At 61.5% G+C, this 23,048-nt stretch carries 25 protein-coding genes and 1 tRNA gene; 19 read left to right on the forward strand and 7 right to left on the reverse strand.

What is annotated here, in order from left to right:
• Positions 1–151: 151 nt before the first annotated feature.
• On the reverse strand, positions 152–349 hold the full coding sequence (locus ACK4FH_RS03660) for a hypothetical protein (RefSeq protein ID WP_409811246.1): 198 nt from the start codon (positions 347–349) through the stop codon (positions 152–154).
• Here ACK4FH_RS03660 and ACK4FH_RS03665 point away from each other — a divergent pair.
• From ACK4FH_RS03665 to ACK4FH_RS03710, 10 genes are all read left to right on the forward strand, one after another.
• Positions 348–1,643, forward strand: coding sequence for a protoglobin domain-containing protein (locus tag ACK4FH_RS03665; RefSeq protein ID WP_409811247.1), 1,296 nt, complete (start codon positions 348–350; stop codon positions 1,641–1,643). The two genes, ACK4FH_RS03660 and ACK4FH_RS03665, sit on opposite strands and share 2 nt — an antisense overlap.
• A 31-nt stretch (positions 1,644–1,674) precedes the next feature.
• The gene (locus ACK4FH_RS03670; protein WP_409811248.1) at positions 1,675–4,335 is read left to right on the forward strand and encodes a PAS domain S-box protein; all 2,661 of its coding nucleotides are present in this window, start codon (positions 1,675–1,677) and stop codon (positions 4,333–4,335) included.
• 112 nt (positions 4,336–4,447) lie between these two features.
• Positions 4,448–7,399: a chemotaxis protein CheW gene (locus ACK4FH_RS03675; RefSeq protein ID WP_409811249.1), complete on the forward strand. Its 2,952-nt coding sequence runs from the start codon at positions 4,448–4,450 to the stop codon at positions 7,397–7,399.
• Positions 7,396–7,878 carry a chemotaxis protein CheW gene (locus ACK4FH_RS03680; RefSeq protein WP_409811250.1) on the forward strand — a complete coding sequence of 161 codons (483 nt, stop codon included), beginning with the start codon at positions 7,396–7,398 and terminating at the stop codon, positions 7,876–7,878. The genes ACK4FH_RS03675 and ACK4FH_RS03680 overlap by 4 nt, the downstream gene beginning before the upstream one ends.
• Before the next feature lie 25 nt (positions 7,879–7,903).
• The gene (locus ACK4FH_RS03685; protein WP_409811251.1) at positions 7,904–8,290 is read left to right on the forward strand and encodes a response regulator; all 387 of its coding nucleotides are present in this window, start codon (positions 7,904–7,906) and stop codon (positions 8,288–8,290) included.
• Complete coding sequence (locus tag ACK4FH_RS03690) at positions 8,290–8,790, forward strand: protein phosphatase CheZ (RefSeq protein ID WP_409811252.1); 501 nt, start codon at positions 8,290–8,292, stop codon at positions 8,788–8,790. The genes ACK4FH_RS03685 and ACK4FH_RS03690 overlap by 1 nt, the downstream gene beginning before the upstream one ends.
• 19 nt (positions 8,791–8,809) lie before the next feature.
• Entirely contained in the window at positions 8,810–9,973 is a 1,164-nt protein-coding gene (locus tag ACK4FH_RS03695) for a chemotaxis response regulator protein-glutamate methylesterase (RefSeq protein ID WP_409811253.1), read from the forward strand.
• Positions 9,960–10,778: a CheR family methyltransferase gene (locus ACK4FH_RS03700; protein WP_409811254.1), complete on the forward strand. Its 819-nt coding sequence runs from the start codon at positions 9,960–9,962 to the stop codon at positions 10,776–10,778. Before ACK4FH_RS03695 ends, ACK4FH_RS03700 begins: the two co-directional genes overlap by 14 nt.
• 124 nt (positions 10,779–10,902) lie before the next feature.
• Positions 10,903–10,979: transfer RNA gene (locus ACK4FH_RS03705), tRNA-Arg, on the forward strand.
• A 35-nt stretch (positions 10,980–11,014) separates the two neighbouring features.
• A complete protein-coding gene (locus ACK4FH_RS03710; protein ID WP_409811255.1) occupies positions 11,015–11,368 on the forward strand; it encodes a YbaN family protein in 354 nt (117 codons plus the stop codon).
• A 65-nt stretch (positions 11,369–11,433) separates the two neighbouring features.
• On the opposite strand, the gene ACK4FH_RS03715 is transcribed toward ACK4FH_RS03710, so the two are convergent.
• The 4 genes from ACK4FH_RS03715 to ACK4FH_RS03730 form a co-directional block, all read right to left on the reverse strand.
• On the reverse strand, positions 11,434–12,837 hold the full coding sequence (locus tag ACK4FH_RS03715) for an aldehyde dehydrogenase family protein (RefSeq protein ID WP_409811256.1): 1,404 nt from the start codon (positions 12,835–12,837) through the stop codon (positions 11,434–11,436).
• 110 nt (positions 12,838–12,947) lie between these two features.
• On the reverse strand, positions 12,948–13,364 hold the full coding sequence (locus ACK4FH_RS03720; protein ID WP_409811257.1) for a MerR family transcriptional regulator: 417 nt from the start codon (positions 13,362–13,364) through the stop codon (positions 12,948–12,950).
• Between the two features lie 65 nt (positions 13,365–13,429).
• Entirely contained in the window at positions 13,430–14,674 is a 1,245-nt protein-coding gene (locus ACK4FH_RS03725) for an acetyl-CoA C-acetyltransferase (protein WP_409811258.1), read from the reverse strand.
• Positions 14,675–14,716: 42 nt separating this feature from the next.
• On the reverse strand, positions 14,717–15,823 hold the full coding sequence (locus ACK4FH_RS03730) for an NAD(P)-dependent alcohol dehydrogenase (RefSeq protein ID WP_409811259.1): 1,107 nt from the start codon (positions 15,821–15,823) through the stop codon (positions 14,717–14,719).
• Positions 15,824–15,931: 108 nt separating this feature from the next.
• Between ACK4FH_RS03730 and ACK4FH_RS03735 the strand changes: the two genes are divergently transcribed.
• Both ACK4FH_RS03735 and ACK4FH_RS03740 read left to right on the forward strand, forming a co-directional pair.
• A complete protein-coding gene (locus ACK4FH_RS03735; RefSeq protein WP_409811260.1) occupies positions 15,932–16,582 on the forward strand; it encodes a TetR family transcriptional regulator in 651 nt (216 codons plus the stop codon).
• 130 nt (positions 16,583–16,712) lie between these two features.
• Positions 16,713–17,135 (forward strand): hypothetical protein, encoded by a 423-nt coding sequence (locus tag ACK4FH_RS03740; RefSeq protein WP_409811261.1) that lies wholly within the window; start codon positions 16,713–16,715, stop codon positions 17,133–17,135.
• On the opposite strand, the gene ACK4FH_RS03745 is transcribed toward ACK4FH_RS03740, so the two are convergent.
• Complete coding sequence (locus ACK4FH_RS03745) at positions 17,120–17,638, reverse strand: transposase (protein ID WP_409811262.1); 519 nt, start codon at positions 17,636–17,638, stop codon at positions 17,120–17,122. The genes ACK4FH_RS03740 and ACK4FH_RS03745 overlap by 16 nt on opposite strands.
• Positions 17,639–17,915: 277 nt before the next feature.
• Here ACK4FH_RS03745 and ACK4FH_RS03750 point away from each other — a divergent pair, with 277 nt between their 5' ends.
• From ACK4FH_RS03750 to ACK4FH_RS03770, 5 genes are all read left to right on the forward strand, one after another.
• Positions 17,916–18,125: a hypothetical protein gene (locus tag ACK4FH_RS03750; protein ID WP_409811263.1), complete on the forward strand. Its 210-nt coding sequence runs from the start codon at positions 17,916–17,918 to the stop codon at positions 18,123–18,125.
• A gap of 101 nt (positions 18,126–18,226) precedes the next feature.
• Positions 18,227–18,403: a DUF1328 domain-containing protein gene (locus ACK4FH_RS03755; RefSeq protein ID WP_409811264.1), complete on the forward strand. Its 177-nt coding sequence runs from the start codon at positions 18,227–18,229 to the stop codon at positions 18,401–18,403.
• 152 nt (positions 18,404–18,555) lie between these two features.
• Entirely contained in the window at positions 18,556–18,753 is a 198-nt protein-coding gene (locus ACK4FH_RS03760) for a CsbD family protein (RefSeq protein WP_409811265.1), read from the forward strand.
• A 315-nt stretch (positions 18,754–19,068) separates the two neighbouring features.
• Positions 19,069–19,254 carry a NepR family anti-sigma factor gene (locus tag ACK4FH_RS03765; RefSeq protein ID WP_409811266.1) on the forward strand — a complete coding sequence of 62 codons (186 nt, stop codon included), beginning with the start codon at positions 19,069–19,071 and terminating at the stop codon, positions 19,252–19,254.
• 4 nt (positions 19,255–19,258) lie between these two features.
• Positions 19,259–19,864 carry a sigma-70 family RNA polymerase sigma factor gene (locus ACK4FH_RS03770; RefSeq protein ID WP_409811267.1) on the forward strand — a complete coding sequence of 202 codons (606 nt, stop codon included), beginning with the start codon at positions 19,259–19,261 and terminating at the stop codon, positions 19,862–19,864.
• Positions 19,865–19,933: 69 nt separating this feature from the next.
• On the opposite strand, the gene ACK4FH_RS03775 is transcribed toward ACK4FH_RS03770, so the two are convergent.
• A complete protein-coding gene (locus ACK4FH_RS03775) occupies positions 19,934–20,728 on the reverse strand; it encodes a response regulator (protein ID WP_409811268.1) in 795 nt (264 codons plus the stop codon).
• A 199-nt stretch (positions 20,729–20,927) separates the two neighbouring features.
• Here ACK4FH_RS03775 and ACK4FH_RS03780 point away from each other — a divergent pair, with 199 nt between their 5' ends.
• Positions 20,928–21,134, forward strand: coding sequence for a NepR family anti-sigma factor (locus tag ACK4FH_RS03780; protein ID WP_409811269.1), 207 nt, complete (start codon positions 20,928–20,930; stop codon positions 21,132–21,134).
• Positions 21,135–21,274: 140 nt separating this feature from the next.
• Positions 21,275–22,966, forward strand: a complete 1,692-nt coding sequence (locus ACK4FH_RS03785) for a histidine kinase dimerization/phosphoacceptor domain -containing protein (protein WP_409811270.1) — start codon at positions 21,275–21,277, stop codon at positions 22,964–22,966.
• Positions 22,967–23,048 lie beyond the last annotated feature (82 nt).

Consider the following 23,048-nt stretch of genomic DNA (forward strand, 5'->3'; position numbering starts at 1 on the left):
GAGTCAAAACTCATTATTCCATATCGGAATCATTACCCGGTCCCGGCGGATGTTTCCACCAAAACCAAAGGTAAAACGATATTTCAAACTCAAGTTATAAATGCAGATAATAAATATAGTTTATAATAAAACTTGCCTCAATACTTTTTTATTAACCAATTATTTTAAGTCCATCACCAAAATCATCCTTAATCGCTCCAAATGGCGGGAAAAAATGTCGCAATACTTGCGCGTTCTTCCTCCCGGCGGGGCGTTCTGACGGCAGGCCGGTATCACCGGCAAATTTGGCGAGGGCAATCATGACGACGAACAAGGCTGTTGCGGACCGGGAAACGCGCATGCGTTTCATGGAAGTTTCTGAAACGACGGGTGAGGCGCTTCGGGATTTCTGGAAGGTGCTCGAACCGCACCTACCTTCGATTCTGGACGGTTTCTACGCCCATCTGGGTGCGGAGCCGGAGCTTGCCAAGCTCGTGGGCACCCAGGCCCCCCGCCTGAAGCAGGCACAGGGCTCGCACTGGGCACGGCTCTTCGCCGGCACTTTCGACGAAGGCTACATGCAGAGCGTCAACACGATCGGCCTGACGCATAACCGCATCGGGCTCGAGCCCCGCTGGTATATCGGCGGCTACAAGTTCGTGATGAACCGGCTCGTCGATATTGCCGTGAAGAAATATCGCTGGAACCCGGCCAAGCTGTCGCAGGTCATCTGCGCGGTGAACACGGCGGTCTGCCTCGATATGGACCTCGCCATCTCGACCTATCAGGACGCGATGGTGGAAGAGCGCGCGGTGCGCCAGCGGACGCTCGAGACGGCGATCAGCGATTTCGACGTGGCGGTGAACGAGATCATCAAGTCCGTCGCCTCCGCGGCGACTGAACTGCAGGCCTCGGCGCAGTCGATGAGCGTCACCGCAGAGCAGACCAGCGCAAAGACGACCACTGTCGCCGCGGCTTCGGAAGAAGCCTCGGCCAATGTGCAGACCGTCGCCTCGGCGAGCGAGCAGCTGTCGAGCTCCATTGCAGAAATTGGCCGTCAGGCATCCATGTCGACAAAGATCGCCGGCCAGGCGGTGCAGGAAGCGCATCGCACCGACGGCAAGGTGCAGGGCCTTGCGGATGCCGCGCAGAAGATCGGCGATGTGGTAACGCTCATCAACGATATCGCGGCTCAGACGAATCTCCTCGCCCTGAATGCCACCATCGAGGCGGCGCGCGCGGGAGAAGCCGGCAAGGGCTTCGCGGTCGTTGCCTCGGAAGTGAAGAGTCTCGCCAACCAGACGGCGAAGGCGACCGAGGAAATCGCCGAGCAGATCAAGGCGATGCAGGCTGCAACGCAGGAATCCGTCGATGCGATCAAGTCGATCGAACAGACAATCACCGAAATGAACCAGATTGCGACCTCGATTGCGGCTGCCGTCGACGAACAGGACGCAGCGACGAACGAAATCGCACGCAATGTGCAGGAAGCGGCACGGGGAACGCAGGATGTCTCCTCGAACATCGTGACGGTGGCAGAGGCGGCTGCCGAAACGGGCTCCGCTGCGGCACAGATTTCGGGATCGTCGGACATTCTCGCGCGGCAGGCCGAAACGCTTCGCCAGCAGGTCGACACGTTCCTGAACCGCGCCCGCGCCGCCTAAGCGTTGTTGCGTCTCTGGGAGGAGAGGACTCGTGGTTCATCGTTTGCCAGTCGTGGATCGGTCGCCTGCGGTTTTTGTGTTCGATCCGGCCAATGGGCAGCTCGTCTCGCAGAATGCGAGCGCGGGCGAGCTGCTCAGGACACTTAACTGGCCAGAGGGCGATGCACCAACTCTTTCGGGCATCGAGAAGCGCGTCGCGGGAGGGGGCAAGGTTCTTACCATCCCTCAGCGCCGCGAGAATCCGGAGGAGCAGAGCTTCGAACTGAAGCGCCGCTGCCGCCGGCCCGATGGCAGCGAGTTCATCCTCACCCGGATATGGACGCCCGGCTCCAGCACGACGTTGATTGCGGCGGATATCACCAGGCAGGTGCAGGAAGAACGGCAACTTCGTTTTGCCCAGGCCGTTATCGACCGGGTCATGAGAAGCAGGTCATTGCAGGATGCGCTCGACGCCGTTCTGCGGCTGATCCTGCTTTATGCAGGCTGGCAGAACGGATCCATCTGGCTGCCTAAAGAAGGCGAACTCTTGATGCGGCTGGCGCGTCCGGCGACAGCAAAGTCCGAAGAAACAGCCGCCCTTGCTGCGGAAGCCTGGCAAACAGGCGAATTGCTCTACCGCAATCGGATGACCGCTATCCCGCTCAAGGCTCATGATGAGATCGTCGGTGTTCTCTGCTTCAATTTCACCAAGGAGAAACCGCGTGACCAACTGACGCTCGACGTGCTGGACAGCGCTTCCGAACAGCTCGGCATGGCGCTCAAATGCCGCGTCAGCGGAGAGGAAATGAGAAACGCAAACCACCAGCTCGACGAACTGCTGGCGGCGGCGGGCGATGCCATTGTCTCGATGGGAAGCGATCACAGGATTCGCCTGTTCAACCGGCAGGCGGAAGCGATCTTCGGCTATAGCGCAAGCGAGGTGATGGGTCGCGATCTCTCAATCCTGCTGCCGGAGAGCGTTCAAGCGGGGCACCGCGCAAAAGTCACGCGATTCGCGCGCAGCGAAGCAGCGACGCAACTCATGGGCGGGCGACCGGAAATAATGGGCCGCCGCAAGGACGGCAGCGAGTTTCCTGCGGAAGCCTCGATTTCCAAAATGGTGATCGAGGGCGAAATCGTGTTCACCGCCGTTGTCCGCGACCTCACCTCATTGCGGCAGGCAGAAGAAGCCTTGCGGTCCCGCGAACGGCAAATGCGGATGATGGTCGAGGCTATGCCCTACGGACTAGCCATCGCACGGCAATCAACGGGTGAGCTCGTATTCTGCAACAGCGCGTTTGCTTCGCTTGTCGGCATCGATGCCGACGCTCTTGGCGGCTGCCACTTCTCCGACTTCATGAGTGGCGGGCTCGATGCCGGTGCCATGGCGGTGCGCGCCGTGGACGGGCGCGTTGCAGGTTTCGAGGCACCGATGAAAACGGCCGATGGCCACGAGCTCTGGTGCATGGTTTCGGCTGTGGCCATGACGATGGGCGGCGACGATGTGACCATGATCGGCTGCTACGATGTGACTGACCGTCACCTTGCAATCACGGCGCTACATCAGAGCGCCTACAACCTCGCCGAAGCGGAGCGGATCGCTCATCTCGGACACTGGATCTGGCAGATCGAGCCGAATTCCCTGCAATGGTCGGACGAGACCTACCGGTTGTTCGGTCTCGAGCCGCAATGCATTGAGATGACCTACCCGATCTTTCTCGAGCATGTGCATCCCGACGACCGGGACCTTGTGGAGGAAGCGGTCGCAAATGCCATCAAGGACGGCGGCGGGTACAAGGTCGAGCATCGCATCGTGCTGCCCGACGGCACTGTGAAATTCGTTCTCGAACAGGCGGAAATCGAATGCGATGGGCGCGGTCGACCCTTCCGCATGCGGGGTACTGTGTTCGATACCACTGCGATCAACCGCGCCACGGAAGAGCTTCAGGCCGCGCGCAATCGCGCCGAATGCGCAAACCGCGCGAAGTCGCAATTCCTTGCCAATATGAGCCATGAACTGCGGACGCCGCTCAATGCCATCATCGGCTTCTCCGAACTGATGGCAGGCGAACTTCTGGGCCCGATGACCGACAAGCAATACAAATCCTATGCGCAAGACATCAACGACAGCGGCCACCATCTCCTTGCCATCGTCAACGACATACTCGATCTGAGCCGCATCGAAGCGGGGGCGGCCGGCCTCGACGAAACCGAGATCGAGATCGCGGAGGTGTGCGCCAACTGCATCAAGACGGTGCAAGGGCGCGCCGACTTCGCGGGCCTTACACTCAGGCAGGTCATTCAGCCGGCGCTGCCGCTGCTTCACGGCGACAAGCGGCTGGTGACGCAGATCCTGCTCAACCTTCTTTCCAATGCGATCAAGTTCACCCCGGCCGGCGGCAGCGTGGTGCTTCGCGCCGAACAGGAGGGCGACGGCGCCATTCGCCTCTCGGTGGAAGATACGGGCATCGGCATAGCCCATGAGAATCTCGTGCGCGTGACGGAACCTTTCATGCAGGTCGAAAGTCATCTGTCGCGCAGCTACGAAGGCGTGGGTCTTGGTCTCGCCCTTACAAAGCAGTTCGTGGAGCTGCACGGCGGCGAGCTGCAGATCGAAAGCGAAGAAGGGCGCGGCACGTGCGTCGACATCCGCTTTCCGCCTGCCCGTTCGAGCCGCAGCCAGGTGAACATGCCGGCGGCGGCGGCTCGCTAGCACAACAACTCTTCAAAGGTTTCATAAGTGATAACAACATTAAATCAGGCATTCATTTTGATTTAAGCCGAGAGAAACAAGATGAACGGGCAAGAAGCGACGGGGCACGCAAATGGATGATCTGCTTACAGACTTTCTCACCGAAACATGCGAGGCGCTCGACGTGCTCGACAGCGAACTTGTCGAACTCGAGCAGCGGCCCGGCGATCCGGCGCTTCTTGGCAGCATTTTCCGCGTCATGCACACGATCAAGGGCACATGCGGATTTCTCGGCCTGCCGCGGCTCGAAACTGTGGCGCATGCCGCGGAAGACGTGCTGGGACGTGTGCGCGCAGGCGAACTCGACGTCTCGCGCGACGTGATCTCTCAAGTCCTTGCCGCGCTCGACCGCATCAAGGAACTGGTGGCGGCGCTGAGCGCAAGTGGCAGCGAGCCCGAAGGGCGTGATGACGACGTGATCGATGTCCTGCGCCGAATGGCGGAAAGCGGTGGAGCGCCGGAAGCGGCCAGGGAAGCACCCGCTGCGCCGAAGCAGGGAGCACTTTACGAGCGCGCGGGAAGCGCCTCCGGTATCGACACGGCATGCGAACTTGCCTGTGGCGGCTTTCTGACGAAATCCCCCGAGGCGGCAGCGCTGGCGCCCGACATGCTGAAGCTTCAGTTTGCCCTTGCCAAGGGCTTCGAGGTTTCGCTGCAGCATGTGCCCGGCATCGATATTGCCGATGTAATGACATGCCTTACCGAAAACGGCTGGAACGACGACGACGTCTCGCTGCTTGCCGGCGAACTCGCGGAAGCGTTCCGCACGCTTGGCGTCGATGAGGCCGACATCGCTTCACTCACCGGTCTCCTGCGCCGTTCGGCGGAACCTTCCGAGACCCCTGCTGCCCGCAAAGATGCAGACACGCAATCCGCTCCGGCGTCCGAGGCTCCGAAGCCCGCCGCACCGGCGCAGGTGAACGCAGAAAAGCCCGATGCGGCACAAGCGACCCAGACGCAGACGCTGCGCGTCAATATCGACGTGCTGGAAGATCTGATGACGCTGGTGAGCGAGCTGGTGCTGACCCGCAACCAGCTGCTGCAGATCATGCGCGGCCAGGGCGACAACCCCTTTGCCACGCCGCTGCAGCGCCTTAACCAGGTGACGACCGAACTGCAGGAAAGCGTGATGATGACGCGCATGCAGCCCATCGGGAATGCCTGGGGCAAGCTGCCGCGCCTCGTCCGCGACTTGTCGCAGGAGCTTGGCAAGAAGATCGACCTGGTGATGACCGGCGCCGACACGGAACTCGACCGGCAGATCCTTGACTCGATCCGCGATCCGCTCACTCATATGGTTCGCAATTCCGCCGATCATGGCATCGAAGAGACGGCTGACAGGATCGCGCGGGGCAAGCCGGAACATGGCACTATCGAACTCTCCGCGCGGCATGAAGGCGGACATATCGTCGTCGTCGTATCGGATGATGGCCGCGGGCTGCCTACGGCGAAGATCCGCGAGAAGGTCATTGCCAACGGCCTCGCAACGGACGCTCAGCTCGACGGGATGAGCGAGCAGCAGATCCAGCAGTTCATCTTCCGGCCGGGTTTCTCGACGGCCGCTGCCGTGACAAGCGTTTCCGGGCGTGGCGTCGGCATGGATGTCGTGCGCAACAATATCGAGAAAATCGGCGGCATCATTGAGTTCCAGTCGACGGAAGGCGCCGGATCGCGCTTCATCATCAAGATCCCGCTGACGCTCGCAATCGTGTCTGCGCTTATCGTCGAATGTTCGGGCGAGCGCTTTGCACTGCCGCAGAACAGTGTGGTGGAACTCGTCCGCATCAGCCGGAATTCACAGAAGGGCCTTGAGAACATCAATGGGCGGCCAGTCTACCGGTTGCGCGATAGGCTGCTGCCGCTGGTATCGCTGCGGGAAATTCTCGGACTCCCCGAAGAGGAGACCGACCGCGCGGGCGCACAGAACGGGGCCGACGGCACCTATGTGGTCGTCTCGCAGGTGGGCGCCTTCGTCTTCGGCATCATCGTCGACAAGGTTTTCGACACGGAAGAAATCGTCGTGAAACCGGTGTCGCGTTCGATGCGCCATATCTCCTGTTTCTCGGGCACGACTATACTTGGCGATGGCCGCGTAATCATGATCCTCGACCCGAACGGCCTTGCTTCTGCCGTTTCCGCCACACCGCATGTCGAGGCGGGGGAGCAAGCCGGGCGAGGCGAACGCGGGGCACATGGCAGCGAAGCCGTTTCGATGCTCGTCTTTGAGGCGAAATCCGGTGGACCGAAGGCTGTACCGCTTTCGCTCGTGGCACGGCTAGAAGAGGCCGATCTCGCGACGGCCGAAAGGGCCGGGTCGAGGACCGTACTCCAGTATCGCGGCGGCCTGATGCCGCTCATCGGTCTCGACGGAAACTCACCCGAACTCAGCGGCAAGCACCCGATCCTCGTTTTTGTCGACGGTGCGCGCATGCTCGGACTCGTTGTCGACCGCGTCATCGACATCGTCGAAACGGTGCTCGACCTCCAGCTCGCCGGCGGCAGCCGCCCCGGCCTACTCGGGAGCGCGATCATTTCAGGTGCTGCGACCGATATCATCGACACTGTCCACTATCTGCGGCTCAGCGATGCGGACTGGTTCGAGGTCGAAACCGAGAAGCCATTTGGCGCCGAGGGCGAACGGAATGTGCTTCTTGTCGAGGACAGCGCCTTCTTCCGGAACCTGCTTATCCCGATGCTGACGATTGCCGGCTACTCGGTGACGGTGGCCGAGCACGGCGAAGCCGCGATAACCATGTGCAAGGAAGGCGCACAGTTTGACATCATCGTCTCGGACATCGAGATGCCAGGCCTTTCCGGTTTCGATCTCGTGAGGGAACTGCGCGCCGACAGCCGGATGAAGCAAGTGCCCATCGTGGCGCTGTCTTCCCACGCCAACCCGAAAGACATCGAACGAGGCATGGAAGCCGGGTTTACCGACTATGTGACAAAGCTCGATCCGAAGGCACTTCTCGGTGCCTTGTCACGGACGTCGGCCGCCAGCCCGGTAAAGGAGATCGCAGCATGACCAGGACCGCTCAGTCCGCCACCCGCAATTCCGGCACATCCAAAGAGGACTATGTGACGATGACAATTGGCGGGCAAACATTCGGCATTCCGGTTCTCAATGTTCGGGACGTACTTGGCCCGCAGGCCATTACCCGGGTGCCGCTGGCGCCGGCCGAGATCGCCGGTTCGCTCAATCTGCGCGGCCGCATCGTGACCGCGATCAACATGCGCCGCCGCCTCGATCTACCTGCCGATGGCTTCGCCGAACGCGCCATGGCCGTGGTTGTGGAGCATGACGACGAACCCTTCAGTCTGCTTGTCGATGAGGTCGGCGAAGTATTGAGCCTGCCATCGACGCAGCGCGAGCCCGTTCCGGCGACACTTGACCCTCGCTGGCGCGATGTTTCGCAAGGCATCTACCGGCTCGAAGACAAGCTGCTTCTTGTGCTCAGCGTCGGCAATGTGCTGGGCGCGATCAGCACCGAGGCGATCCATTGAGATTCAATTTCGAGGAGTGATCGACATGGCCGTCGATATGAAAATGCCCATCCTGATCGTCGACGACTACAAGACGATGCTGCGCATCGTGCGCAATCTGCTGCAGAAGCTTGGCTTCTCGGACATCGACGAAGCGATGGACGGAACCGACGCACTGGCAAAGCTCAAAGGCCGCCGGTACGGACTTGTCATCTCGGACTGGAACATGCAACCGATGACGGGCTACGAGCTGCTTCAGAAAGTTCGCGCCGACGAAAACCTGAAATCGCTGCCTTTCGTAATGGTGACGGCCGAATCCAAGGTCGAGAATGTCGTGGCTGCGCGGCAGGCCGGCGTCAACAACTACATCATCAAGCCGTTCAGTGCGGAAGTGCTGAAAGCGAAACTGAAGACCGTGCTTGGAGATTTCTGATGGCGGAGACGGGAAAACTCGACCTCGTCGAGCGCCTCACAAATGAGTGCGTCGACCTGTGCCGCGCGGTCCTTCGTGGCCGCAAGTTTATCGATCCGTTGCTTGACCCGGCCTTTCGGATGGAGAAGCTGAAGCGCGCGCTGGATGAGCAGAGGACGGCGATCAGTGAAATGGAAATGGCCGTCGACCGGATCATGAGTGCGGTCGAGAAAATGGCCGAGATCGATTTCTCGGCCGCTGCAACTTCAGGACAGCAGGTCGCTGCCTCTTGCGGGGAAATCATGGAGGCGTGCTGCTTCCAGGACATCACCGGTCAACGGCTCACGTATGTGATGGGAACGCTCGACGAAGTGGGACGAAGCCTCGACGGTCTTGCGGAAGGGCGGTCTCAGGCGGCAGCAGCCCCGGCCGAGCAAGGGTTGCTCAACGGGCCGGCGCTTCCCGGAAACGGCATGGAGCAGGACGCCGTCGATGTGCTGCTCGCCGGTGGACGCAAGTAACGGGAAGACTGCAAACCGAATGAAAAGCGAAGCAGGAAATCGCAAGGACGAAGAGAGCGGTACAGTCTGCCGCGTGATGGTTGTCGACGATTCCGCCATCGCGCGCGGTATCGTTACCCGCACATTGAGCGAGGCACCCGGCATAAGCGTCGTCGCGTCGGTTCCCAACGGGCTGATGGCACTGAAGGCGCTCGGCAATCACGATATCGACGTTGTCGTGCTCGATATCGAGATGCCGGAGCTTGACGGGCTTGCCGCCCTGCCGCGCATGCTGGAACTTCATCCGGCGCTCAAGGTCATCATGGTATCGGCGGCGAGCCAGAAGGACGCCGATATTTCACTGAAGACGATGGCGATGGGTGCGGCGGACTATGTCGAGAAGCCGAAGGCGGGTCTAGGCGGCGCCGATGCCTTCTATGCCGAGCTTGTGCGCAAGGTGCGCCAGCACGCCGGTGCCGGCGCGCAATCCGTACAGGAACGGCACGCCGCACGGCTGGCACGGCCATCGCAGCCCAAGGCTGCCGCCACTCCCGCTGGCCCCGCGCCAAACCCGAAAGCCAGCCGCCGGAAGGAGACATTTCCGCGGCCTGAGATCATCGCCATCGGCTCTTCGACGGGCGGACCGCAGGCGCTGGCTGAGGTTCTGAAGAACATTCCTCCTTCGCTGACCCAGCCGATCCTCGTAACCCAGCACATGCCTGCGACATTCACCGGGTTACTGGCACAACACATGACGCGCTATTCCGGGCGCCTCGCCGCCGAAGCCCGGGATGGCGAACGCATCGAGCCGGGTCGCGTCTATATCGCGCCGGGCGGCAAGCATCTTGTGGTCGAGCAGGCGGCAGCCGGCGGCCTTCTCGTCCGGCTCGATGATGGGCCACCCGAGAATTCGTGTAAGCCCGCCGTCGATCCCATGCTGCGAAGTCTTGCGCGGATTTTCGGCGACCGGCTTCTCACGATCATTCTGACAGGCATGGGTTGCGACGGGCTCAAGGGTTGCGAGGCGGTCGTGCAAGCGGGCGGGCGTGTGCTGGCGCAGGATCGCGAGACCAGCGTCGTCTGGGGAATGCCAGGTGCCGTCACGCAGGCGGGCCTGTGCAGCGACGTGCTGCCGCTCCAGCAGATCGGTCCGGCAATAATGCGTATTGCAGGGGGAGAGGGAGAGAGAAATGAACGCTCCTGAGTTCGAATATCTGAAACAGATTCTCTATGAACGCTCAGGCCTCGTGGTGACGCCCGAGAAGGGCTATCTCATCGAGAGTCGGCTTTCCCCCATCGCGCGGCGGCGAGGTGTTTCGAGCGTCGGCCAGCTCATCGAAGAAATGCGGCGAACGCGGAACGAAGAGGTGCTGAACCAGATCGTCGATGCCATGACGACGAACGAGACGCTGTTCTTTCGCGATGGCTGGCCTTTCGAGCGGCTCAAGACGAGCCTTGTGCCGGAGGTCATGAACATGGCGAAGACATCGCGCCGTATCCGCATCTGGAGTGCGGCCTGCTCGAGCGGGCAAGAGCCCTATTCGCTGGCCATGACGCTCGCGGAAATGGGGCCGCTCATCGCAGGCTGGCAGGTCGAGATCGTTGCGACCGATATTTCCGACGCCATGCTCGCCCGCGCGGAGACCGGCCGCTACTCGATGTTCGAAGTTTCCCGCGGCCTGCCCGACCACCTGCTCCGTAAATATTTCACGCCCGAAAATGACGGCTGGCGCGCAAAGGACACGCTGCGGCAAATGATCGAATTCCGCCGCTACAATCTGCTCGACGACCCGCATGCTGCAGGCATGGGTCCCTTCGACATCGTCTTCTGCCGGAACGTCCTCATCTATTTCGACGAGAATACGCGGCGGCGCGTCTTTGCGGGTATTGCCAGAGTGCTGCGGCCGTGGGGGTATCTCTGCCTCGGCGGTGCGGAGACGGTGGTCGGCATATCGGACGCCTTCCGGGTGCTCTCCGGCGAAAGGGGCCTTTTCGGGCTGGCAAAATAAGGGGCACCGGCCGGTCCGGCCGCCGGAAGCCTCGCCCGCCAAACCGGCAGTTGTTTGAGGGGCCGGTTTGTTCTACCTTGCGCCCGCTTCGGCAGGCCGTTCATCCTTTGCGGGCCTGCCCCTGGCACCCGTAGCTCAGCTGGATAGAGCGCTGCCCTCCGAAGGCAGAGGTCACACGTTCGAATCGTGTCGGGTGCGCCAAATCTCCGGGCGGACCGTGGGTTTGCGGAGTTCCGATGTCCAGGATGCTTTATCTTATTACCGGCTTTGTTGCCCTTGGACTGGGCGGCATTGGCATCCTGCTACCACTGCTGCCGACCGTTCCCTTCATCATCCTCGCCGCCTTCTGTTTTGCGCGCAGCAACAGGGAGCTTGAACGCTGGCTTGTCGAGCATCCCGCTTTCGGCAGTCATATTCGCGCCTGGCGGGAGCGCGGCGCCATTTCGCGCAAAGGCAAGCAGGCGGCGCTCGCGGCTTTCGCGGTCAGCGTTCTGATCGCCCTCTTCTTTGCGCCGATGCCCTGGGCGCTGGCGCCCGTTGCCGCGGCGCTGATCGGCGGAAGCTGGATCTGGACGCGGCCTGAGGCCTGACGCCAAAACGAAACGCCGCCCACCGTTTCCGGGGGCGGCGTTCACGGCAGCGGCAGGCGCGCCGCTTACTTCGCGATGTTGATGATCTTCAACTGCGTGAATTCGGCAAGACCTTCTTCGCCAAGCTCCGAGCCGATGCCCGAAAGGCGCGCACCGCCGAAGGGTATGTTCGGCGCAAGATCGGCATGCTTGTTGATCCAGACGCTGCCGCTGTCGAGCTTCGTCGCCAGTTCATAGGCCTTGTTCTTGTCGTTCGACCAGATGGAACCGCCAAGGCCGTAAGGCGAGGCATTGGCGCGGGCGACGGCATCTTCGGGATCGGAATATTTGATGACCGGCAGCACCGGGCCGAACTGTTCTTCGTCGACAAGGCGGGTGCCGTCCGAAATATCGCGGACGATGGTCGGGCGGATGAAATAGCCCTTCTCGTCCGGCACCTCGCCACCGGCAATCACCTTGCCGGTTTTCTTCGCGTCCTCGATCAGCTCCTTCACCTTCTCGAACTGCATCCTGTTCTGGAGCGGCCCAAGCTGCGTGCCCTGCTTCAACCCGTCGCCGATGATCGTGTTGTTGGCGATGGCGGCAAGCTCATCGCACATTTCGTCATAGATACTCTCGTGCACATAGAGCCGCTTCATGGCGATGCAGACCTGACCCGAATTCTGGAAGGCGCTCTGGAAGAGCTTCGGCGCCGCTTCCTTCGGGTTCACGTCGTCGAGTACGATGCCCGCGTCGTTGCCGCCGAGTTCGAGGGTGATGCGCTTCAGGAGCCCGGCTGCGCCGACCATCACCTTCTGGCCGGTCGCCGTGGAGCCGGTGAAGGAAATCTTGCGGACATCGGGATGGGCTGTCAGCGGCGCGCCGAGATCGTTTTCGTCGGCGAGAATATTGACGACGCCTGCCGGCAGAATGTCCTTGATGAGTTCGCCGAGTTTCAGCGAGGTGAGCGGCGTTGTCGGCGCGGGTTTCAGCACCACCGTGTTGCCGGCGAGTAGAGCGGGCGGCAGCTTGAAGGCCATGAGGATCATCGGGAAATTCCACGGCACAATGGCACCGATGACGCCGAGCGGGCGGCGATGCGCCTCGACCTTCTTGCCCTCACTGTCCTCAATCACCTTCACCGGCAGATCGAGCATGGTGAAATAGCGGAAGAAGGCGGCGGTGCCGTAGACCTCGCCCGTTGCATCGCCGATGGGCTTGCCCTGTTCCTGCGTCAGAAGACGGGCGAGCTCGGCACCGTTTGCCTCGATGACATCAGCGATTGCGCTCAAAGCCTTCTTGCGCTCGGCAATCGGGGTTGCGGCCCAGGCGGGGAAGGCAGCCTTGGCGGCGGCGACGGCTTCGTTCAACTGCGCTTCCGAGGCTCGCGGACAAAGGGCAACGGGCTCTTCGGTTGCCGGATTGATGACAGGCGAGGACTTCGCGCCGTCGACCAGTTTGCCATTGATGAGGAGCTTGTATTCGCTCATGGCTTCATTCTCCCTGTGGGCTCCGGCCTGCCGGAGCATTCTTTCAATAAGAAGGCCGGACGAAGCTTAGCCCCGCCCGGCCCTATTTGCGATTCGCAAGTGGCGGCGGTTCAATGCGTGCCGGTGCGCAGTTCCGCATCGGCGCGGCCGGCGCGGGGCGCGGAGGCCTTTATGGCCTCGCCACCGAAACGCGCGCAGGCTTCCTCGAGACGGACGATCTGGCTGTCCACGAGGCGGCGCTGCTCCTTCACGGCGTCGAGGCGCTTGCGGAAGAACTGCGCGGCAAGCCGGTTCTGCTCGGTCAGGTCGTCCTTGTTATAGGCATCGAGAATCTGACGTATTTCATAAAGCGTCAGCCCGACATCGCGGCCATTGACGATCAGGCGGATGCGCGCACGGTCACGATGCGAATAGATGCGTGTCTGGCCGCGGCGCTCGGGCTCGATCAGCCCCTTCTCTTCATAGAAGCGCAGCGCGCGATGCGTGATGCCGAATTCATTGGCAAGATCTGTGATCGTGTAAGTCATGTGATGCAACTTCCCTTGAGGGCGGGCGGAAACGGCATGGCCGCTTCCGCCCGGTCGGTCACTGGTTACTTCAAACGCTCGACGATGACGGCAGGTGCCATGCCGCCTGCGGCGCACATTGTGACGAGGCCGTAGCGCAGGTCGCGGCGCTCCAGCTCGTCAAGCACGGTGCCGATGAGGATGGAGCCCGTGGCGCCGATCGGATGGCCGAGCGCCATGGCGCCGCCATTCACATTCACCTTTTCGCGGTCGAGCTTGAGATCGCGGATGAACTTTTCGGCGACGACGGCGAAGGCTTCGTTGATCTCGAAAAGATCGATGTCCTCGATCTTCAAGCCGGCCTTCTGCAGCACCTTCTTCGCGGCAGGTACCGGCGCGTTGAGCATCAGCGTCGGGCAGTCGCCCATGTTCGCGGTGGCGACGATGCGCGCGCGGGGCTTCAACCCGTTCTTCTCGGCATATTGCTTCGAGGCGAGCAGGATCGCCGCCGCACCGTCCACGACGCCCGACGAATTGCCGGCGTGGTGGATGTGGTTGAACTTCTCAAGCTGCGGATACCGCTTGCGGATCAGGTCGCCATAGGTCGTGCCTTCGGCGTCGACCGGGATACCGGCCCAGGCTTCGAACGATGCCTTGAGGCTTGACAGGCCTTCCATCGTCGTTTGCGGACGGGGGAATTCCTCATGGTCGAGCGCGACCGAGCCGTCGTCATTGTAGACGGTGACGAGCGACTTTGCGAAGCGGTTCTCCTCGATTGCCTTCGCCGCACGCTGCTGCGAAACGAGCGCAAGCTCGTCAACGGCCTTGCGGTCGATGCCTTCAAGCGTGGCGATCGCATCGGCGCAGACGCCCTGCTGCGACTGCGGATGCTGCTTGCGCAGATGCAGATTGCCCGCATCCATCATTGGCGGTGTCTTCGGATCGGCGGTGGCAGCAGTGTAGCTCATCATCTCGGTGCCGCCGGCAATGACGAGATCTTCCATGCCGGACATGATCTGCGCTGCGGCGAGGTTCACAGTCGTGATGCCCGAGCCGCAGAAGCGGTCAAGCGTCACGCCCGACGCCTTTATGGAGTAGCCGGCGTCGAGTGCAGCCATACGGCCCATGTCGCCGCCCTGGGCGCCGCGCTGGGACGAGGTGCCCCAGATCACGTCATCGACTTCATCCGTCTTCAGATTGTTGCGTGTCGCAAGCGCGGCGAGAACCGTGCGGGCAAGATGCTGGGGGTGCAGGTGGGCGAGCGAGCCCTTGCCGACCTTGCCGACGCCGCGCGGCGTACGGCAGGCGTCGATGATATATGCGTCAGACATTCATGTTTCTCCCTGAGGTCCTGTTATACGGGTTTTGCATTTTCAGTTCTGGCCGGTGAGAAGCACAACCTTCACACAGTCACCATGATGCTGGTCTGCGATGGCCTGGTTGATCTCGCTCAGCGGATAGGTCTTGATAAATCTGTCGAAGGGCAGCTTGCCCTGCCGGTGAAGCTCCATCATTTCGGGAATGAAGGTATCGGGGTCGCTGTCGCCCTCGATGATGCCCTTCACCGTGTGGCCGAATGTGACGGCCTGCATGAGGTCGCCCGGCATGGGCGTGCCCGGAGGCGCGATGCCGACAATGCCGAATGTGCCATGGGGCCCGAGGCACTGCATCACCGACTGGAGCAGCGGGGGGATGCCTGTCGTGTCGAAGGAGTAGTCGACGCCGATGGGCACGATTTCGCGCACGGCGGCGGGAAGGTCCGTTGCCACGGCAGGATCAAGCACATGAGTTGCGCCGAGTTCGAGCGCGAGCTTGCGGCGCGCTTCATGCGGCTCGAGCACGATGATCGTTTCGCAGCCCTGCACCACCGCGCCCATGACGGCCGAAAGGCCGACGGCGCCGCCACCGAGAACAAGAAGTGAAGATCCCTTTTCGCAGGCAAGCGAGCGCATGATGCCGCCCGCGCCCGTCTGGATACCGCAGCCGAGGGGCCCTGCGAGTTCCAGCGGAAAGTCCGTGGGCACCTTCACGACGTTGCGCTCATAGGTGATGCAATGCGTGGCGAAGGAGGACTGCCCGAAGAAATTGCTGCCGATGTCTTCGCCCTTGCCTTGCAGCGACTTCGAGCCGTCGGGCCGCATGCCGGCATAGTTCAGCAGGGGCATGGTGTGGCAATAAGCCGGGTCGTCCTTTTCGCAGCGCGCGCAGGCGCCGCAGGAGCGGAAGGTGATGGCGACGCGGTCGCCGGGCGCGACCTTTGTCACGGCCGAGCCGACCTTCTCGACGATGCCCGAGCCTTCATGGCCGAAAACGGCGGGAAGCGGGATCGTCTGGCTGGCTTTAAAGACAAGATCGGTGTGGCAGAGACCAACACCGACCACACGCACCAGAATCTCGTCGGGGCGCGGCTCGTCGATTTCCAGCTCTTCGATGCTGAAATCCGCCTCTGGGGCGCGCGCGACCGCCGCTGTGATCTTCATGCCCTGCCTCCCGGCCTCCCGCTATGTCGCAGGTTATTTTTAATGGCGCATTTAAAAATTTAAATCTATATTTAAATCGAAAAAGGCACGGATGCAAGGAGGCCTTTCGTGGAAGCGCAAGAGAAGGGAAAGGCGCGGGCAGCACCCCAGCGCCCGGCAGCCCGGGATCTGCTGCTCGATGCCGCCAGCGCCGTGATGAGCGAGCGCCAGACGATCGACGTGCCGCTTGCCGACATTGCGGCGCGGGCGGAAGTGAACGTGGCGCTGGTCAGCTATTATTTCGGCGGCAAGGACGGCCTGCTGCTCGCGCTTGCCAAGCGCGACGCGGCAACGGCGCTTGGCGAACTCGACCGCCTTCTCTCGCTCGACATGCGCCCGGCCGAAAAGCTGCGCAGGCATATTGCAGGCGTCATCCGCACCTTCTTCCGCTATCCCTATCTCTACCGGCTGCTTGCCGTGCTGATGCGCGACAGCTCCGAGGAAAACGCGCGCGAGATCACGACCTTCTTTGCCGAGCCCCTGGCGCGCACGGCGAAGGAACTGATGGAAGCGGGGATCGCCGACGGCACCATCCGCCCGATGGACCCGACACTCTTCTATATGGCCGCGCTTGGCGCCTGCGAGCAGATCTTCGCGAACCGCTCAATCCTCAAATTCGTTCATGGCATCGACGGCATCGACGAGGCGCTGATGCGGCGCTATTCGGATGTCGTTCTCGAAGTGCTGACACGCGGCTATCTGGAACCCACGGCCAAGTAGCAGCCAAAACGTTAAAATTCGTTCCGCATTGGGACGGCACCTCGCCCCCGCAATCAAATGCGCTGCAAGCACTTCACGCCCATTGAAACCTGCTATAGTCCCGCCACCTCTTTTGCCGAGGCGGTGAGGCATGATCAGGTTTGCACTGAAGATGCTGTTGGTGATGGTGGCTGCGGGATATTTCATCCGGCAGGCCGAGCCCGCTTCTGCGCCGCGCGACAAACCAAATATCATCCACGCTTCATATATGACGGGTACGGACGAACCGGCGCCTGCCGAAGTCGCGAGGCATCTTTCGAGCTTCGCCAACGTGCAAATCGTCTTCATGCAGGCGTCGAGAGACATTGCGGGATTTTGCGACCGGCAGGCGCTTGCCTGCGAGGCGGGACGCGAACTTGTACGCCGCGCTGCGGCAGGCATTCGCGATGCGTCGGCGCGCCTGGCGGGCGACCGAGAAGAGCAGGCAAAGGACGAAGCCATGCCGCTTTTGGTTCATCGCGGTAACGGCCCCGTTCTCCCTGCTGCCCCGCCACCCCGCTATGTAATGTTCTGATCGGGCGTTGATTGGCCATAAAGCCTTGGGCCGCGGGGCAGTTCGCTCAGCAGACCCTTCAGCCGCGTTGTCATTCCGGGCATTTTTTCCTTCAGTTCGGAAATCCGTTTCAGCATGTTCTCCGCCGTCAGATGGGCAACATCGAAGCGGCGGCTCACCTGAGAAATGGTAAGCGGCGTACCGGCAACCTCGATCAGATGGAAAAGCCGCACCCAATGGGCGACGGGCAGGCGCGTCCGATGCAGCGGTGTGCCGGACGTCACCGAAAACTGACACCGGCGGCAGGCGCGGCAGGTCCAGAGGCCTGGCCGTGTTGCAAGTTTGCTCGCTTCGCCCGTCGCACCGCAATTCGTGCAGACGGGTCCCGCCGGCCAGCGGGCCGCTTCAAGAAGGCTGCGGCAAAACTCGTCCGAACGAAGCAGATCCTGCATTGAGCTTCGCGAACCAGGCAGTTCATCGGAGAGGCCGGCGCGCGGCATTCGGGCGCGATACGAGTATGACATCGTTCTTTCCTCGCGATGCTACCAGTCTGAGCCGATAGAACGACCGGATGGCCCGTCTGGTTCCCGCGACCTTCTAATGGCGGCCATTGCGGCCGATGCCGTCAAGGAATCGGTATAGCGCGGCGAAATCTCTCCTTTCGATGCAACGAATTCCGGCGCGACACGTTCTCGCCACAAAGCATTCGTGCAGGGGGCGATGACGATGTTCTCAGATCGGGAACAATTCAAATGGGAACGGCGCCTGCGCTCTTTCTGTATTCTGTGCGGAACCGCTCTCATGGCGAGCCTGCTGGTGGCGCGGCCGCTGACTGAATCCTTCGAATTGATGTGGCAGGTCGTGCCCCTTCTCATCATTTCGCTCTTCGCACTGCTGGTTGCCGGCGGCACCGTCTGGTTCGTTCTTCACCTCTCGATAGCGCAGCTTGCCGCGCGCGACATGACCGCGCAGCCAAGGCACGCACGCATTCGCCCCATGCGCGGCTTCTAACGAGGGAACCGGGAAGCGCCAGGCGCGTTGTTGATCCCGAGACGGATAAGCCGGACGCCGCGACAACGGCCCGGGCACACAACAATGGACCGGTGACTATCATGCTCTACTGGACAGCCGTTTTCTTCGTCATCGCCGTTATCGCAGCCGTGTTCGGCTTCGGCGGTATCGCTGCCGCCTCGGCGGAAATCGCGAAGATTCTCTTCTTCATATTCGTCGTTCTGTTCCTCATCAGCCTGATCTTCGGGGTTGCAGGCCGAGGGCGCCCACCGCTCTAGACCGCACAAACGAACAAGTCTCGAAGGGCCCCTCGCGGGCCCTTCGTCCGTTTGCGCGGTTAATACGCTCGCGGAACGAAAAGCGCTGCCATCAGTTCTATTTGCAGGTCCTGCCAAAAGGCGGACTCGCAATCTCAACATAGGAGGCCGGCATGAACTGGGATCAGGTTGAAGGCAACTGGATGCAGATGAAGGGCAAGGTCAAAGAGACCTGGGGCGATCTGACCGACTCCGACATCAAGAAGGTCGAAGGCAAGCGCGACAAGCTCGCCGGCGTTCTGCAGGAACGCTATGGCAAGAAGAAGGAAGAGATCGAGAAGGAGATCGATGGCTGGCTGAACCGCCACTGAAGCTGACGCACGGTCTTCGCAGATCCTGCCGCCCGGAGATTTTTCCGGGCGGCTTTCTTGTGCCCGGCCGGCAAATGGCATCCGCTTACGGATAAAACTTTCGGCGGTTGACCTTCACATCTGCGCCACAATTGGCGGCGCTGCATGGCAGTCCCGATTCAGGATAACCCGTGCATTAAAGCGGGTATTCGAGGAATCCCGGCGGAGTTGCCCGATTTTCGGCGCTGAACCTTTCCTGCCTTCGTGCGTTTTAGAAGCACCAGCCATTTGCGCGACAGACACATTCGCGCCCAATCGACGATTAGACTGAGCATCATGATTGAAAACAGCCAAAAAGGAGCACGGACAGCGGATGCAGTTGCTTCACGACGCGAAGTCGGTGCCCGGGGAGCCGCCCTTGGCAGGGATCTCCGCCAGATGTATCGCGACGTCACGCAGGAGCCCATCCCCGCGGAGTTCCGCAAGCTGCTCGAGCAGCTCGATAGCAACGGCGGCAAGTGAAATCATGACGGACTCGAGCGAGATAACAGAGCCCGTAGCGTTGAGCGACAATGAGTTCAAGAAGGAACTCGAAGCGCTTATTCCGCATTTGCGTGCCTTCGCCCGCAACCTTTGCGGCCGGGCGGACATGGCCGACGATCTGGCGCAAGACGCATTGCTCAAGGCATGGGCCGCGCGCAAGCGTTACAGGGCGGGCACGAACATGCGCGCCTGGGTATTCGTCATCCTGCGCAACCAGTTCCTGTCGCAGATGCGCCGCGCGCGTTTCAAGGGCGAATGGGATGAAGGCATCGCCGAGCGAACCCTCTCGACACCCGCGCATCAGGACCACGAGATGCAGCTTTCCGATCTGCAGCGCGCGCTGATGCGTTTGCCGGAAGCGCAACGCGAGGCACTCATTCTGGTGGGTGCCGGTGGCTTTTCCTACGAGGAAGCGGCCGGCATTTGCGAATGTGCTGTCGGCACAGTGAAAAGCCGTGTTGCGCGAGCCCGTGTGGCGCTCGACGAAATGATTGAGAAGGGTCTCCTGCCGGCGCGAAGCGAAGGCACGCTCAGCGCAGGCGAGGCGACCGACGCGATCATGAACGAAATGTCGAGGATCGCCCGCTGAAAAGGCCTCGTCAGAGATACGAAAGGCGCCATCGAAAGATGGCGCCTTTCCTGTTTCGCCAATGCCCCGTCAGGCAGCAGCGCTTTCCCGCATACTGAAGAATAATGCCTGGCCGATAGCCGCCTTCACCGTACTCTGGAGAAAGGGCTTGGTGATGAGGAATGTCGGCTCCGGGCGCTCGCCCGTCAGCAGGCGCTCCGGATATGCGGTGATGAAAATGACCGGGACGGAGAAGCGCGCAAATATGTCCTTCACTGCGTCGATGCCGGAGCTGCCGTCGGCGAGCTGGATGTCCGCGAGGACAAGGCCGGGACGGCGTGTCGAGACGGCGCTGATGGCTTCATCGCGCGTGACGACCGTTGCCATTACGTCATGGCCGAGCTCGCGCACGATCTGCTCCAGATCCATCGAGATGATCGGCTCGTCCTCGATGATGAGGACTGTGGTCGCGATCTGCTCATCGATCTCCTTCAATGCGGCCTCGACCAGCGCCGCAATTTCGCCCGGCGCAACGCCCAGAATCGTCGCGGCCTCCTGATTGCTGAAGCCCTCCATGGCGGTCAGCAGCAGGGCCTGCCGATTGATCGGCGTGACATGAGCAAGGCGCCTGGTCACGACACCCTCGACACCGGCCGAGGCCTCATATTCGGGCAGGCCGATATCCACACTCGTCCAGATCGCGCGGAAGGCCCGATAGAGAGCAACCCTGGGATCGAGCTTGCGGTCGAGAATGGCCCCGTCGGCAATGATCGCTTCCAGAAGCGTTCGGACATAGGCATCGCCGGCCTTTTGGGTACCGGTGAGCGCCCGGCCATAGCGGCGGAGATGCGGCAGAAGCGGGGCAATCTGTTCAGCGAGAGACATAGGTTTTCTGGACTCCGTGAATGACGGCAGGATGTGAGTTCGCAGACGATCGGGCTGTCTGCGGTTGAAAACCGCAAAAAATCTTGTTGTTTATGGAACCCGCGCAGGTGGAAAGAGTTTCATCCCGTAGAAAATATTTTTCCCACGGCCCGAAAGGGCAGCAGAAACGCCGATTTCGGGCGCGAGGAGTACGATTGTCGTGGCGGACGATACCGAAAGGCAGGCCGGCCCCGGCAAGGAAATGAAGGATGCGCGCAGCAGAGTTGAGCAGAATGCGCGGCGCGAAGCGCTGGGCATGGGGCTGCGACGGGCCTATCAGAAGGTTCTTCATGAGCCCATTCCGGAAGAATTTTCGGCCTTGCTGAGCAAATTGTCGGAGAAGGACGACGGTGCGGACAAGGACTAGCAATCCCGTATCGGCTTTCTCCGGCCATGCCGTTCGGCCCGCCCGGAACCTAACAAGATGAAGACAGGGGCCAGCCGTTGGCATTGGGGGCCAAAACAGCGAATTGGTTGACACATTTCGGACGGTCGCCCGAGGGACGGTTGACGCTTCGAAGCCGTGTGGCCATGCGGTTGGCGCTGATCCTGTTGCCGCTCTGCATCGCGGCCGAGGTAGCCCAGTACAGCCACATGCTGCATACCCGCGCGTTGCGCGAACAGGTTGCGATCGCGTCGGGTGAATCGGTGCTTGTTCGTCAGCGCAACGCCCTTCAGGAAATCAACACATTCCTCGACACGATTTCGGCGGCGCTGCCTGCCGATATCGGGGATGCGGATGCCTGTGCGGACGTGTTCCGGCGCGTCCTGCCACAAAGCAGGAATGTCACCTCGCTGCGTCTTTTCACGCTGAGCGGCGAAACCGTGTGCAGCGTGCCCACGCGGGCCGCAGGCAGCCTCGAAATGGCAGCGCCGTCATGGTTCGAGAAGGCTCTTTCCGCACCACAATTCATCATCCGCGCGCCCGACATCTCGCGACCGCCCGATGAGGAGGCGGAGCAGGTTCCGATGATGATGGCAACGATCCCCGTTTTCGATCGCGAACAGCGGGTGGCGGGGCTGATCGCCGCCCATGTTCCCACACGTTTTCTCTCGCTGCTGCTGGAAGAAGCGGAGCTACCTGGCTCCGCCGCCGCCGTCGCCATCGCCGATCCGTCGGCGCGGATACTCGCGCAGCGCAGCCACGGCACGGCGATAGATGGCTGGATACCGTCCAGCCTGTCGCAGCCCGGCGAACTGACCACGGGCGCCTTTGCCCATGCCGGGGAAGACGGTATCCGGCGCATCTATGTGGTTTCGCCGCTTCCCGGCAATCTGTTCGGTATCTATGCGCAGGAGCCGGAAGACCTCTCTGCGGGCGGGCGCACCATTCTCTATTTTCTGCTGATCTTTCCCCTGCTCATCTGGATTGCGGCAAGCCTGCTGGCGGGCTGGGCGGCGGATCACATGGTCATCGAGCCCTTGAACAAGGTTCGTCAGGCAGTCCGCCGCTATATTGCGGGCGATGACAAGGCACGCATCGAGCGCGACGACGGCGCACCCGCCGAGGTGCAGGCATTGGCGACGAAGTTCAACACGCTCGCCGACGCCATCCATTTGCGCAACGAGGATCTGCGCGCCGCGGTCGCACACCAGAAGGCGCTGGTGCGGGAAATAAACCACCGTGTACGGAACAACCTTCAGGTGATGAACAGCCTGCTCAGCTTGCAGAGCCGGCGCGCGGAGACGCCCGAGCAGGCGGCGATCTTTCAGGATGTTCAACGCCGTCTCAATGCGCTCGGCATCGTTCATTCGGCCTTCTATCAGGGCAACGATCTGCGCTCGGTCGATCTTGCGGATCTGCTGCGCGATCTCTGCCACTCGACCGAACAGCAATTGTCGACAGAGTGGGGACGGCCGGTCGTCACCATGCATTGCCCGAAGCCGGTCCATGCGCTGCCCGATGCCGCGCTGACGCTGGCCTTTCTGGTCACCGAACTTATTGCCGAGGCGGCGCCTCAGTTTTCGCCGGACGGCCAACCGGCGAGCCGCTTCGACTTCGAGCTGGCGCTTGCACCTGGCGGCGGCTCGGTGCTCACCATGCGCGTCGACCAGCCCGTGCTGGGGGAACTCATGGAAAGCAGGCCCGGCGAGGTTCACATAAAGCTGTTCCGCGGCCTCATTCGCCAATTGCGGGCCCGCATGGAAGTCGACGGCGACAATTGCGTCGTTACGGTCACCCTGCCGCCGCTCGCCTGACATTTTCCCTCGGAAACCCCCAAAGTAAAATCTCTGTTCTGCTACAAAAAATGCGAGTCATTTGCATTTACAACGGCTGCGC

The organism is Parvibaculum sp. (assembly GCF_046297875.1).
In the GTDB taxonomy this organism is placed as follows: domain Bacteria; phylum Pseudomonadota; class Alphaproteobacteria; order Parvibaculales; family Parvibaculaceae; genus Parvibaculum.